Here is a 13,576-nt window from a genome sequence, read left to right on the forward strand (position 1 = left end):
GCGATCAGGCGGAGGCCGGAGCCTGGGGACTCGTCTTGTTGCGGATCAGCGCCTCGAATTCCGGACGGAAGTGCTTGATCATCGCGCGCACCGGTATGGCCGCCGCGTCGCCCAGGGCGCAGATGGTGCGCCCCTGGATGTTGTCCGCCACCGAATTGAGCAGGTCCAGGTCGCCTTCGCGGCCCTGGCCGTGCTGGATGCGGTCGATCACGCGCCACATCCAGCCCGTGCCCTCGCGGCAGGGCGTGCACTGGCCGCAGGATTCGTGCGAATAGAAGTACGACAGGCGCAGCAGGCTCTCGACCATGCTGCGCGAATCGTCCATGACGATCACGGCGCCGGAGCCCAGCATCGAGCCGGCCTTGGCGATGGAGTCGTAGTCCATCGTGCATTCCATGATGATGGACGCCGGCAGCACCGGGGCGGACGAGCCGCCCGGAATCACGGCCTTGAGCTGGCGGCCCTTGCGCACGCCGCCGGCAAGTTCCAGCAGTTTGGCGAACGGCGTGCCCATGGGCACTTCGTAGTTGCCGGGCTTTTCCACGTCACCGGACACCGAGAAGATCTTGGTGCCGCCATTGTTCGGCTTGCCGCAGGCCAGGTAGGCCGCGCCGCCGTTGCGGATGATCCAGGGCACCGCCGCGAAGGTCTCGGTGTTGTTGATCGTGGTGGGCTTGCCGTAGAGGCCGAAGCTGGCCGGGAACGGTGGCTTGAAGCGCGGCTGGCCCTTCTTGCCCTCCAGCGATTCGAGCAGCGCAGTTTCCTCGCCGCAGATGTAGGCGCCGAAGCCGTGGGCAGCGTGCAGCTGGAAGCTGAAGCTGCTGGCCAGGATGTTGTCGCCCAGGTAGCCCGCGGTGCGCGCCTCTTCCAGCGCGGCCTCGAAGCGCTCGTAGGTCTGGAAGATCTCGCCGTGGATGTAGTTGTAGCCCACCGAGATGCCCATCGCGAAGGCCGCGATGATCATGCCCTCGATGACGATGTGCGGGTTGAACTGCAGGATGTCGCGGTCCTTGCAGGTGCCCGGCTCGCCTTCGTCGGAGTTGCAGACGAGGTACTTCTGCCCGGGGAACGAGCGGGGCATGAAGCTCCACTTCAGGCCCGTCGGGAAGCCCGCACCGCCGCGGCCGCGCAGGCCGGATTCCTTGACGGTGGCGATGACCTGGTCCTGCGTCATCGGCTCGCCGCCGTCGGTGCCCAGTATCTTGCGCAGGGCCTGGTAGCCGCCGCGCGCCTCGTAGTCCTTGAGGCTCCAGTTCGTGCCGTCGAGGCCCGCGTAGATCTGCGGCTCGATGTGGCGGTCGTGGAAGCAGGTCTGGACACCCGTGGCCTGGAACTGCGAGAGGATCTGTGCCGCGGTGGTCATGCCTGTCCCTCCGCCTGGCGCAGGCCGTCCACGAGCTGATCGAGCTTCTCGTTGTCCATGAAGCTGCACATCGTGCGGTCGTTCACCAGCATCACGGGCGCATCGGCGCACGCACCCAGGCACTCGCACTGCTGCAGCGTGAACAGGCCGTCGGGCGTGGTCTCGCCCATGGCGATGCCGAGCTTCTTCTCGAGGTGGTGCAGCGCCTTCTGGCCGTCGCGCAGCTGGCACGGCAGGTTGGTGCAGACGTTCAGCTTGTACTTGCCCAGCGGCTGCTGGTTGTACATGTTGTAGAAGGTCGTGACTTCATGCACGGCGATCTGGGGCATGCCCAGGACCTCGGCGATCACGACCTCGCTCTCGGCGCTGACCCAGCCCTGCTCCTGCTGCACGATGGACAGGCAGGCCATCACGGCGGACTGCTTCTGCTCCGGCGGGTACTTCGCCACTTCGCGGGCGAAGCGCGCGCGCGTCGCCTCGGTCACCGGCGACGTGCCGGCTGCTTGGTTCGATTCGGTACTCATCGGTCAATCTCTCCGAACACGATGTCCATGGTGCCAATGATGGCCACGGCATCGGCGATCATGTGCCCGCGCGACATCTCGTCGAGCGTCGCGAGGTGGGCGAAGCCCGGGGCACGGATCTTGAGGCGGTAGGGCTTGTTGGCACCGTCGCTCACCAGGTAGATGCCGAACTCGCCCTTCGGATGCTCGACGGCGGCATAGGCCTCGCCCTCGGGCACGCGGAAGCCTTCGGTGAAGAGCTTGAAGTGGTGGATCAGCTCTTCCATGTTCGACTTCATCGACTCGCGCGACGGCGGCGCCACCTTGTGGTTGTCGGTGATGACGGGCCCGGGGTTGGCGCGGAGCCAGTCCACGCACTGCTTGATGATGCGGTTGGACTGGCGCATCTCCTGCACGCGCACGAGGTAGCGGTCGTAGCAGTCGCCCGTCTTGCCCACGGGGATGTCGAATTCCACGCGGTCGTAGACGTCGTAGGGCTGCTTCTTGCGCAGGTCCCAGGCGATGCCCGAGCCGCGCAGCATGGGGCCGGTCATGCCGAGGTTCAGCGCACGCTCCGGCGTCACGATGCCGATGTCCACCGTCCGCTGCTTCCAGATGCGGTTGTCGGTCAGCAGCGTCTCGTACTCGTCCACGCACTTCGGGAAGCGCTGCGTGAAGTCGTCGATGAAGTCCAGCAGCGAACCCTGGCGGTTCTGGTTCAGCACCTCGATCGCCTTGGCGTTGCGCACCTTGCTCGCCTGGTACTGCGGCATGCTGTCGGGCAGGTCGCGATAGACGCCGCCCGGGCGGAAGTAGGCCGCGTGCATGCGCGCACCCGACACCGCCTCGTACATGTCGAACAGGTCCTCGCGTTCGCGGAACGTGTAGATCAGGATGGTGGAGCTGCCGCAGTCGTTGCCGTGCGAGCCCAGCCACATCAGGTGGTTCAGCAGGCGCGTGATCTCGGAGAACATCACGCGGATGTACTGCGCGCGCAGCGGCACGTCGATGCCCAGCAGCTTCTCGATGGCCAGGCAGTAGGCGTGCTCGTTGCACATCATCGAGACGTAGTCCAGCCGGTCCATGTAGGGCAGCGACTGGATGAAGGTCTTGTGCTCGGCCAGCTTCTCGGTGGCGCGGTGCAGCAGGCCGATGTGGGGGTCGGCACGCTGCACGACTTCGCCGTCGAGCTCGAGCACCAGGCGCAGCACGCCGTGCGCGGCCGGATGCTGCGGACCAAAGTTCAGGGAGTAGTTCTTGATTTCAGCCATCGTGGATCGCCTGAATGCGCCGGGCGCCTCAGTGCAGGCCTCCGTACTTTTCTTCGCGGATGATGCGGGGCGTGATCTCGCGCGGCTCGATCGTCACCGGCTCGTACACCACGCGGCGCGCCTCGGTGTCGTAGCGCATCTCGACGTGGCCCGACAGCGGGAAGTCCTTGCGGAAGGGATGGCCGATGAAGCCGTAGTCGGTCAGGATGCGGCGCAGGTCGTCATGGCCGTCGAACACGATGCCGTAGAGATCGAAGGCCTCGCGCTCGTACCAGCTGGCGGAGTTCCAGATGCCGGACACGGAAGCCACCACGGGGAAGTCGTCGTCGGGGCAGAACACCTTCACGCGCACGCGCTGGTTGAGGCTGACGGACAGCAGGTGCGACACGACGGCGTAGCGTGGGCCTTCCGTGCCCACGTCGCCGTAGGTGGAGTAGTCGATGCCGCAGAGGTCCACGAGCTGCTCGAACCGGCAGCCGGGCGCGTCGCGCAGCAGCTGCATCGCGGCCAGGCAGTCGGCGGCCGAGACGGTCACCGTGAGTTCGTCGAGCGCGAGCACGATGTCGCGCGCCTTGTCGCCGAGCGCAGCGGCGACCGCATCCCGCAGAGCCTCGGGTCGGATGGCAATGGCTGTCATGCTGGAGAACCCTTCAGACGCGGGCGATGGTGTGGGTGCGGCGGATCTTCTGCTGGAGCTGGATGATCCCGTAGATGAGCGCCTCGGCGGTCGGGGGGCAGCCCGGCACGTACACGTCCACCGGCACGATGCGGTCGCAGCCGCGCACCACCGAGTAGCTGTAGTGGTAGTAGCCGCCGCCGTTGGCGCAGGACCCCATGGAGATCACCCAGCGCGGCTCCGACATCTGGTCGTACACCTTGCGCAGGGCCGGGGCCATCTTGTTACAGAGCGTGCCGGCCACGATCATCAGATCGGACTGCCGGGGGCTGGCGCGGAACACCTCGGCGCCGAAGCGCCCGATGTCGTAGCGCGCCGCGGCGGCATGCATCATCTCGACGGCGCAGCAGGCCAGACCGAAGGTCATGGGCCACAGCGATCCGGTCTTGGCCCAGTTCACCACAGAGTCATAGCTCGTGGTGATGAAGCCTTCCTTCATCACGCCTTCAATCATCGTGTCGTTCCTTGTGAAGCCCCGTCATTCCCAATCCAGGGCACCCTTTTTCCACTCGTAGGCGAAGCCCACGACCAGGATGGCCAGGAAGACGATGACGGCGACGAAACCGGTCACCCCGACCTCGTGCAGCGTGACCGCCCACGGGAAGAGGAATGCGATTTCCAGATCGAAAAGAATGAAAAGGATGGCGACGAGGTAGTAGCGCACGTCGAACTTCATGCGCGCATCTTCGAAAGCCTCGAAGCCACACTCGTAGGGGGAGTTCTTGGCCGTGTCGGGGCGGTTCGGGCCCAGCACGTAGCCCAGGACCAGGGGCACCACCCCCACTCCGATGCCGACCAGGATGAACAGAAGAACGGGGAGGTATTGATCGAGGTTCATCTGGAGGGGTACTCACCGCTGGGGCCGCACCCCCGTTCCTGCGATGAGGAATGGCCGGGCGGGCTTGCTTGTGTGTTGGTGCCGTCGGCGAGACTCGAACTCGCACAGCTTTCGCCACTACCCCCTCAAGATAGCGTGTCTACCAATTTCACCACGACGGCTGATGTCTGCATCTGGATGGCATGAGGAACCCGAAGGGCTATTTGGCTTTCCAGACAATCCGGGATTTTACTCCGGAAAAACCCGACTCTCTATGAATCGGTTACTTTTCCAACAATTATTTTGTCGGGATCTGCGCTGCGCCAGAGGCCGGTGCCGCAGGTGCCGGCGCGGATGCGGGAATGGCGGAAGTGGACGCGGGCGCCACCGGCTGCACGGCTGCAGGGGCGGCCGCCGGGGTCTCCAGCACGCTGCCCACGCCGGCAGGACGGACGTTGCCGAAATAGGCCAGCGCGAGCGTGGCCGCGAAGAACACGCCGGCCAGCACCGCCGTCGAACGCGACAGGAAGTTCGCGCTGCCGCTGGCGCCGAACAGGCTGCCCGAGCTGCCGCTGCCGAACGCGGCCCCCATGTCGGCGCCCTTGCCGTGCTGGATGAGCACGAGGCCGATCATCGCCAGCGCGGCCAGCATCTGCACGGCCAGGATTACATTCACGAGCACATTCATTTCTTCTCTACTCCGGTTGGTTCGCGCGGTGCCGCTCAGGCGGCCGCTGCGATGATCTGCAAAAACTCCTGGGCCTTGAGCGATGCGCCGCCCACGAGGCCCCCGTCGATGTCGGGCTGGGCCAGCAGCGTGGCCGCGTTGGCGGCGTTCATGCTGCCGCCGTAGAGCAGGCGGATGCGGTCCGCGTGCTCGCTGGCCGCGGCCAGCTGCGCCCGCAGCACGGCATGCACCTGCTGGGCCTGCCCGGGCGTGGCGGTGCGGCCGGTGCCGATCGCCCAGACGGGCTCGTACGCCACCACGATCTCGCTGATGCAATGGCCGTTCAGGTGGATGACCGCGGCCAGCTGGCGCTTGACCACGGCCTCGGTCTGGCCGGCTTCGCGCTCGGCCAGTGTCTCGCCCACGCACACCACCGGCGTGATGCCGGCAGCCAGTGCGCGCTGCGCCTTCTCGGCCACCTGCTCGTCGGTCTCGCCGTGGTACTGGCGGCGTTCGGAATGCCCGACCAGCACGTAGCGTACGCCGAACTCCTTGAGCATCGCGGCGGAGACCTCACCCGTGTAGGCGCCGGCTTCGTGCTGCGACACGTCCTGCGCGGCCAGCGCGATGGCCGAGCCCTCGGTCAGTCCCTGCACCTGCGCGAGGTAGGCCGCCGGCACCGCCACGGCCACGTCGCAACCCACGCCCGTGCCGGCGCGCAGCGCCTCCACCAGCGCGGCGTTGGCGCCCAGGGCGCCGTTCATCTTCCAGTTGCCCGCGATGAGTTTCTTCTTTGTCATGCTGTCCACGTCAAAACGATCTTGCCGGCATGCTGGCTCGACTCCATGAGCGCATGGGCGGCGGAGGCCTCCGCCGCCGGGAAGGTGCTGTGCACCACGGGCCGCACGGTGCGCGCCGCCAGCAGCGGCCACACCCGCTCGCGCAGGGCGGACGCGATGGCGCCCTTGAACGCAACCGAGCGGGGGCGCAGCGTCGAGCCGGTCACCGTCAGGCGGCGGCGCAAGACCAGCCCCGCATCGAAGGAGGACTGCACGCCGCCCTGCACCGCGATGATCACGAGCCGGCCGTCCTCGGCCAGGCACTCGACCTCGCGCGCCACGTAGTCGCCCGCCACCATGTCGAGCACGACATCCACGCCGCGGCCCTCGGTGATGCGCCGGACCTCGGCCACGAAGTCCTGCGTCCTGTAGTTGATGGCATGGTGCGCGCCGAGCTCCAGGCAGGTGCGGCACTTCTCGTCCGAGCCCGCCGTCACGATCACCGTGGCGCCGAAGGCACGGCCGAGCTGGATGGCCGTCACGCCGATGCCGCTGCTGCCGCCCTGCACCAGCAGGGTTTCGCCGGCCGCGAGGTGGCCGCGGTCGAACACGTTGCTCCACACCGTGAAGAAGGTCTCGGGCAGCGAGGCCGCCTCCACATCGCTCCAGCCTTCGGGCACAGGCAGGCATTGCGCGACGGGTGCGACGCACCACTCGGCATACCCGCCGCCCGCGACCAGAGCACACACGCGGTCGCCGGCCTTGAGGCCCGCAGCGGCCATCGCCTCCGCGTCACCGGACTCGATCGTGCCAGCCACTTCCAGGCCCGGCAGGTCGGATGCGCCCGGTGGAGGGGCGTAGTGTCCCTTGCGCTGCAGCACGTCGGGGCGGTTGATGCCGCTGGCCGCGACGCGGATCAGCAGTTCGCCCGCGCCCGGCCGCGGCGCGGGCCTCTCCGCGAGGCGCAGCACATCCGGGCCGCCGGGGCCCGTGATTTCCACGGCACGCATGGTGGTCGCCATACAGGGTTTCCTGGGATGTCAGGTTGCAGATGCCCGGCACTGCCGCGAGGACAGGCCGGACCGGCCGCCACCGGGGTGGCGGCGGAAGTCCTCAGGCATCCATCTGGCCCGGCTGCGCGCCGGCATCCACGGATTGCTGTTGCTGCTGCTCGGAGCTGCCGTAGTCGCGGCGTTCGCGGCGCTCGCCACGCTCCGGACGGTCACCACGGTCGCCACGCTCGGCGGGCGCCGGACGGCCGCTGTCGCCCGCCGGACGGTCCAGCAGCGCGCGCATGGACAGCTTCACGCGGCCCTTCTCGTCGGTCTCGAGCACCTTGACCTTCACGACCTGGCCTTCGGTCAGGTAGTCGGTCACCTTCTCCACGCGCTCGTGGGCGATCTGGCTGATGTGCAGCAGGCCATCCTTGCCGGGCAGCAGGTTGATCAGCGCGCCGAAATCCAGGATCTTGACCACGGGGCCTTCGTAGATCTTGCCGATCTCGACCTCGGCCGTGATCTGCTCGATGCGCTTCTTGGCGACTTCGGCCTTCTCGGCATCGGTCGCGGCGATGGTGATCGTGCCGTCTTCCTCGATGTTGATCTGGCAGCCGGTCTCTTCGGTCAGCGCACGGATCACCGCGCCGCCCTTGCCGATCACGTCGCGGATCTTCTCGGGGTTGATCTTCATCGTGTAGAGCTTGGGCGCGAAGCTGGAGACCTCGGTCTTGGCCTCGCCCATCGCTTCCTGCATCTTGCCGAGGATGTGCAGGCGGGCTTCCTTGGCCTGGGCCAGGGCGACCTGCATGATTTCCTTGGTGATGCCCTGGATCTTGATGTCCATCTGCAGCGCGGTGATGCCGGCCGTGGTGCCGGCCACCTTGAAGTCCATGTCGCCCAGGTGGTCCTCGTCGCCCAGGATGTCGGTCAGCACCGCGAAGCGGTTGTCTTCCTTGATCAGGCCCATGGCGATGCCGGCCACGTGGGCCTTCATCGGCACGCCGGCGTCCATCATCGACAGGCAGCCGCCGCAGACGGAAGCCATCGAGGACGAGCCGTTGGACTCGGTGATCTCGGAGACCACACGGATGGTGTAGGGGAACTCTTCCTTCGTCGGCAGCACGGCGACCAGCGCGCGCTTGGCCAGGCGGCCATGGCCGATCTCGCGGCGCTTCGTGGAGCCCATGCGGCCCACTTCACCGGTGGCGAAGGGAGGCATGTTGTAGTGGAACATGAAGCGGTCCTCGAACTCGCCGGCCAGCGCGTCGATGCGCTGCGCGTCGCGTTCGGTACCCAGCGTGGACACCACCAGGGCCTGCGTCTCGCCGCGCGTGAACAGCGCGGAACCGTGCGTACGGGGCAGCACGGAGTTGCGGATCTCGATGGGGCGCACGGTGCGCGTGTCGCGGCCGTCGATTCGCGGCTCGCCAGCCAGGATCTGGCTGCGCACGATCTTCGATTCGATGGCGAACAGCAGGTCGCCCACCTTGCCGGCGTCGAAGGGCTCGCCGCCGGCCTTGAGCGCTTCCATCACGCTGGCGTTGGCTTCGCGCAGGGCCTGCGTGCGGGCCTGCTTGCTGCGGATCTGGTAGACGGCGCGCAGCTTCTCTTCGGCCAGGTCCTTGACCTTGGCGACGAAGGCTTCGTCTTCAGCGGGCGCCTGCCACTCCCACACGGGCTTGCCGGCTTCGCGCACCAGTTCGTGGATGGCGTTGATGGCGACGTTGGCCTGCTCGTGGCCGAACACCACGCCACCCAGCATGATTTCCTCGCTGAGCTGCTGGGCTTCGGACTCGACCATCAGCACGGCGGCTTCGGTGCCGGCGACGACCAGGTCCATCTGGGAATTCTTGCGGGCGGTCTGGCCCGGGTTCAGCACGTATTCGCCGTTGATGTAGCCCACGCGGGCGGCGCCGATCGGGCCGCTGAACGGGATGCCGGAGATGGCCAGCGCAGCGCTCACGCCGATCATGGCGGCGATGTCGGCATCGACCTCGGGGTTGAGCGACACGGTGTGGACGACCACGTGCACTTCGTTCAGGAAGCCTTCGGGAAACAGCGGGCGGATCGGGCGGTCGATCAGGCGGCTGGTCAGCGTTTCGTGCTCGCTGGGCTTGGCTTCACGCTTGAAGAAGCTGCCGGGGATCTTGCCGGCGGCGTAGGTCTTCTCGATGTAGTCCACCGTCAGGGGGAAGAAGTCCTGGCCGGGCTTGGCCGACTTGGAGGCCGCCACGGTGGCGAGGATGACAGTGCCGTCGATCTCGACCAGCACGGCGCCGTTGGCCTGGCGGGCGATTTCGCCCGTTTCCATGACGACGGTCTTGTCGCCCCACTGGAAGGACTTGGTGACTTTGTTGAAGATGGTCATGCGTGTTTCCTATGCTTCGGTGTGGAAGGCTGGCCGCGCGGGCCAGCGGGGGCCGGAGGGCAATTCAGAACACGATGCCATTCCAGTGGGCCTGGAGCCCCGGGCGGGGCAGCCCCAGGGCCATTGGAATGACACAGCTTCGCTCTGCTATTGCGGCTCCGAAGTAGAAAACGCCTGAGTCAGCACGCTAACCCAGGCGTTCCTGCATGCGAATGCGCTTACTTGCGCAGGCCGAGCTTGGCGATCAGGGCCGTGTAGCGGTCGGCGTCCTTGGCCTTGAGGTAGTCCAGCAGCTTGCGGCGGCGGCTCACCATGCGCAGCAGGCCGCGGCGGCCGTGGTGGTCCTTGGCGTGCTGCTTGAAGTGGGGGGTCAGCTCGTTGATGCGGGCCGTGAGCAGGGCCACCTGCACTTCGGGGCTGCCGGTATCGTTGGCGGCGCGGGCGTTGTCCTTGATGACTTCGGCCTTGACGGAGGATGCGATCATTGGTTTTTCCTTGAGTGTCGGGGCCGGCGGGCATCGCGCGTGGCGAGGCTGCGGCCCCAGGTTTTGACTTGCGCCGCGGGCTGGAACGGCCGGCGGCGTGCGTCTTGCACCATGCAAAACCCCAGGATTATAACGCGCCGGCCTTCTCGAGCCATTTCCGCAGGCGCGCCACCCCTTCCACCAGCCGCGCGGGGTCGCGCGAGGCGAAGCACCAGCGCAGCCAGCCCGCCCCTTCCGGACCGAAGGCATTGCCGGGCGCCAGGCCCAGGCCGGCCTCCGCCACGAGGCGCTTGGCGGTGGCCATCGCGTCGCCGTGGCCGTCCATGCGGAAGAAGGCGTACATGCCGCCGCTGGCCGCGTGGGCACGCACGCCGGGCACCGCCTGCAGCAGTGGCAGCAGGGTGTCGCGGCACAGGTGCATGTGGGCGGTGACGCGCGGGACGATCTCCGCCTCGTGCTGCAGCGCCGCGATGCCGCCGCGCTGCGTGAAGACGCTCACGCACGAGGTGTTGAACTCGATCAGCTTGCCCATGTGGGCGGCGAGCGCGGGCGGCAGGACGAGCCAGCCCAGCCGCCAGCCCGTCATCAGGAAGCTCTTGGAGAAGCTGTGCACCACCACCAGGCGGTCCTCCGGCACGGCGAGGTCGAGGAAGCTCGGCGCGCAGCCGTGGGGCGTCGGTTCGTAGTACAGGCGCTCATAGACCTCGTCGGCCAGGATCCAGGTGCCCGTGGCGCGGCAGTGCGCCAGGATCTCGCGCTGCTCGGCCGCCGACAGCGTCCAGCCCGTCGGATTGTTGGGGGCGTTCACCACCAGCAGCCGCGTGGCCGGCGTCACGGCGCGCTTCAGGGCGTCCATGTCCAGCGTCCAGGCACCGTCCCCGCGCGGGCGCAGCGGCAGGCACTGCAGGCGCGCACCCAGGATGCGCGGCTGCGCCACGAGGTTGGGCCAGACGGGGGTGACGGCGACCACCTCGTCGCCCGGGTCCACCAGCGCCTGCACCGCCAGCATGAGGCCGCTGACGCCGCCGGACGTGACGGCGATGCGCCCGGCGTCGATGGCCGGACCGTGCAGGCGCGCCATGTAGGCTGCGATGGCCTCGCGCAGCGCGGGCAGGCCGAGGTTGTGGGAATAGAAGGTTTCACCCGCGCGCAGCGAGGCGATGGCGGCCTCGTTCACCACGTCCGGGGTGGCCTCGTCGCTTTCGCCGAACCAGAACGCCAGGACATCGGGCCGTCCCATCCCGGCGTTGGCGACTTCACGGATCTTGGATTCTTCGAGGTGGGCGAGGGTGTGGCGCATGGAAATGTCAGGTCGGCGAAACGGTACATTGTCCAGCCGGAGGAACCCCCATGCAATCGAAAACAAATCCTGCCCGTGCCACCGTGGTGCTGCTCGCTGGCATCCTGGCCGTGGGCACCGCGGCCGCAGCCAATGGCAGCACGCCCGCGCCCCCGGGAGCCAATGCTCCGGCCACCGCGGGCCCGCACCAGACCGAAGCCCGTTCGCGGGCGCGCGGGAAGGCGCCACGCGTGCGCAGCAGCCCGGCCTCCTCGTCCGCAGAGACGCCTGCCCAGCGGGAACGCCGGCTGATCCGGGAATGCAGGGGGCTGCCCAACGCGGGCGCGTGCCTCGGCTACGCCCGCCGCTGAACACCCGTCCTCCTGCCCGGGCATGCCGCGAGATGGCGGCCGGCGCCACCGCCGGGGCGTTGTCCGACAGCTCGGCGGCAGGCGCCGCGCTATACCTCGGGCACCCTCGCATTCCATGCACCGCAGGACTCCCATGCCCGAAGGCTCCGCCGCCCTCCTTCCGTGCGCCCGCGCCGCCTTCGGGCGCTGGTGCGCCATCCTGGCCCTCGCCCTGGCCACCGCCGCCTGCAGCGGCCTGCCGCAGAACGTGGAGCGCCCGGAATCCAGCGCCCTGCCCGCCTCGGCCACCGCGGACACCCCGCTCGCGCGCATGGTGGACGAGCGCAGGCAGGCGGCCGGCGCCCGCCATGCCTCGGGCTTCCTGCTGCTGAGCGGGCCGCAGGACGCCTACGGCAGCCGCCTGGCACTGGTGGAGGCCGCCCGCAAGACGCTGGACCTGCAGTACTACGCCATCCACGCGGACGCCAGCAGCGAGCGGCTGCTGCGCGGCGTCGTGGCGGCGGCGCGCCGGGGCGTGCGCGTGCGGGTGCTGCTCGACGACTTCCACAGCACCGGACGCAATGCGCTGGTGATGGGGCTGGCCTTCCAGCCGAACATCGAGATGCGCATGTTCAACCCCGTCGCCGGCCCCCGCGGCTCCATGGTGGGCCGGCTGTGGGGATCGCTCACCGACTTCTCGCGCGTGCAGCAGCGCATGCACAACAAGCTCTTCATCGCCGACAACACCATGGGGGTGACCGGCGGGCGCAACCTGGGCGACGCCTACTTCGGGCAGGCCGATTCCGGCAACTTCGTGGACCTGGACGTGCTCGCCGCCGGCCCCATCGTCGCGGAGATGTCGCGCAGCTTCGACGCCTACTGGAACAACCCGCGCGCCTACCCGGTGCAGTCGCTCATCACGCAGGAAGAACTGCGGCGCCTGCGGCAGCAGACGCTCGACCGCTATCGGGAGCGCAACGCTTCAGAAGGCGACGCCGGCACCGCGCCGGACGACCGGGTGCCTGGCGACGACAGGGCCCCTGCCGCGGATGGCGACGGCCCCCGGCCGCCCGACGGGGAGCCGCGTCCCGCGCCCGGCGGGCCTTCCGCCGAAAAGCGCGCACGCATCTGGAACGAGCAGCCGATGGACCTGGGCGCGGCGCCCTTCGTCTGGGCGCCGGCGGTCCTCCTTGCGGACCGGCCCGCGAAGATCGCGGCGGACGGAGAAGCGGCCAGCATCCGCAGCACTCCGCCGGGCACCGCACTGGACGTGCGGGGCCCCCGGGGCGCAGTGCCTCCTGCATCCCGGGCAGCCAGTCCTTCCGCGCCCTCGGACGGGCTGCTGCAGACATCTGCCGGACGTGCCGCAGAGGGTGATACCGTCGTGGACGGCCTGCTCCACCTGCTCGGCCAGGCGCGCCAGGACCTGCTGGTCATCTCGCCCTACTTCGTGCCTGGTGACGACATGAAGCGCGCCTTCGCCGATGCCCGCGCCCGGGGCGTGCGCATCCGCGTGCTCACCAATTCGCTGGCCTCCAACGACGCGCCGATCGCCCACGTGGGCTACGCACGGCACCGCGAAGAGCTGCTGTCGATGGGCCTGGAGCTCTACGAGCTGCGCAGCGAACAGGCCGGCGTGAAATCCGCCTTCGGCGACTCCGGCGCCAACGCCACCGGCAAATCCCGCGCGATGCTTCACTCCAAGGTGCTGGTGCTGGACGGGCGGCTCCTCGCCGTCGGCTCGATGAACCTCGACCTGCGCTCGCAACTGCAGAACACCGAGATCGCCCTGCTGATCCAGAGCCGCAGCCTGTCGCGCATGGCTTCGGCGCAGATCGAGACCGCCATGCGCGAGGATGCCTGGCACGTCGAGCGGCTGCCGGACGGCAGCCTCGTCTGGCGGGCGCCGCAGGGCAGCGGGCTGCCGGACGCCACGCACGAACCCGACGCCAGCCTGGGCCTGCGGATGCTGCTCCAGCTGCTGGGCCCGCTGGCACCGGACCACCTGCTGTAGGCGGGG

The 13,576-nt window shown here is 68.4% G+C and carries 14 protein-coding genes and 1 tRNA gene; 2 read left to right on the forward strand and 13 right to left on the reverse strand.

Going from position 1 to position 13,576, the window contains the following annotated elements; genetic code table 11:
- Positions 1–4: 4 nt before the first annotated feature.
- From nuoF to BLR05_RS00710, 13 genes are all read right to left on the reverse strand, one after another.
- Positions 5–1,363, reverse strand: coding sequence for an NADH-quinone oxidoreductase subunit NuoF (gene nuoF, locus BLR05_RS00650; protein ID WP_092831779.1), 1,359 nt, complete (start codon positions 1,361–1,363; stop codon positions 5–7).
- Positions 1,360–1,887 carry an NADH-quinone oxidoreductase subunit NuoE gene (nuoE, locus tag BLR05_RS00655; RefSeq protein ID WP_092831780.1) on the reverse strand — a complete coding sequence of 176 codons (528 nt, stop codon included), beginning with the start codon at positions 1,885–1,887 and terminating at the stop codon, positions 1,360–1,362. Before nuoE ends, nuoF begins: the two co-directional genes overlap by 4 nt.
- Complete coding sequence (locus BLR05_RS00660; protein ID WP_092831781.1) at positions 1,884–3,137, reverse strand: NADH-quinone oxidoreductase subunit D; 1,254 nt, start codon at positions 3,135–3,137, stop codon at positions 1,884–1,886. Before BLR05_RS00660 ends, nuoE begins: the two co-directional genes overlap by 4 nt.
- 28 nt (positions 3,138–3,165) lie before the next feature.
- Positions 3,166–3,774, reverse strand: coding sequence for an NADH-quinone oxidoreductase subunit C (locus tag BLR05_RS00665; protein WP_092831782.1), 609 nt, complete (start codon positions 3,772–3,774; stop codon positions 3,166–3,168).
- Positions 3,775–3,787: 13 nt separating this feature from the next.
- Positions 3,788–4,267, reverse strand: coding sequence for a NuoB/complex I 20 kDa subunit family protein (locus tag BLR05_RS00670; RefSeq protein WP_011794407.1), 480 nt, complete (start codon positions 4,265–4,267; stop codon positions 3,788–3,790).
- Positions 4,268–4,291: 24 nt separating this feature from the next.
- Positions 4,292–4,651 (reverse strand): NADH-quinone oxidoreductase subunit A, encoded by a 360-nt coding sequence (locus BLR05_RS00675; protein WP_092831783.1) that lies wholly within the window; start codon positions 4,649–4,651, stop codon positions 4,292–4,294.
- Positions 4,652–4,727: 76 nt separating this feature from the next.
- Positions 4,728–4,812 (reverse strand) — tRNA-Leu (locus tag BLR05_RS00680).
- 116 nt (positions 4,813–4,928) lie between these two features.
- Positions 4,929–5,318, reverse strand: a complete 390-nt coding sequence (secG, locus tag BLR05_RS00685) for a preprotein translocase subunit SecG (protein WP_092831784.1) — start codon at positions 5,316–5,318, stop codon at positions 4,929–4,931.
- 35 nt (positions 5,319–5,353) lie between these two features.
- Positions 5,354–6,097, reverse strand: a complete 744-nt coding sequence (tpiA, locus tag BLR05_RS00690) for a triose-phosphate isomerase (RefSeq protein WP_092831785.1) — start codon at positions 6,095–6,097, stop codon at positions 5,354–5,356.
- Complete coding sequence (locus BLR05_RS00695) at positions 6,094–7,086, reverse strand: NAD(P)H-quinone oxidoreductase (protein ID WP_092831949.1); 993 nt, start codon at positions 7,084–7,086, stop codon at positions 6,094–6,096. Before BLR05_RS00695 ends, tpiA begins: the two co-directional genes overlap by 4 nt.
- Positions 7,087–7,189: 103 nt before the next feature.
- A complete protein-coding gene (pnp, locus tag BLR05_RS00700; protein WP_092831786.1) occupies positions 7,190–9,442 on the reverse strand; it encodes a polyribonucleotide nucleotidyltransferase in 2,253 nt (750 codons plus the stop codon).
- 218 nt (positions 9,443–9,660) lie between these two features.
- Positions 9,661–9,927, reverse strand: coding sequence for a 30S ribosomal protein S15 (gene rpsO, locus BLR05_RS00705; RefSeq protein WP_011794401.1), 267 nt, complete (start codon positions 9,925–9,927; stop codon positions 9,661–9,663).
- Positions 9,928–10,054: 127 nt separating this feature from the next.
- On the reverse strand, positions 10,055–11,227 hold the full coding sequence (locus BLR05_RS00710; protein WP_092831787.1) for a pyridoxal phosphate-dependent aminotransferase: 1,173 nt from the start codon (positions 11,225–11,227) through the stop codon (positions 10,055–10,057).
- 50 nt (positions 11,228–11,277) lie between these two features.
- Here BLR05_RS00710 and BLR05_RS00715 point away from each other — a divergent pair, with 50 nt between their 5' ends.
- Together BLR05_RS00715 and BLR05_RS00720 are read left to right on the forward strand one after the other, a co-directional pair.
- A complete protein-coding gene (locus BLR05_RS00715; RefSeq protein ID WP_092831788.1) occupies positions 11,278–11,577 on the forward strand; it encodes a hypothetical protein in 300 nt (99 codons plus the stop codon).
- Positions 11,578–11,710: 133 nt separating this feature from the next.
- On the forward strand, positions 11,711–13,570 hold the full coding sequence (locus BLR05_RS00720) for a phospholipase D family protein (protein ID WP_092831789.1): 1,860 nt from the start codon (positions 11,711–11,713) through the stop codon (positions 13,568–13,570).
- The last annotated feature ends 6 nt before the right edge of the window (positions 13,571–13,576 follow it).

The organism is Paracidovorax cattleyae, assembly GCF_900104515.1.
Taxonomy (GTDB): Bacteria; Pseudomonadota; Gammaproteobacteria; order Burkholderiales; family Burkholderiaceae_C; genus Paracidovorax; species Paracidovorax cattleyae.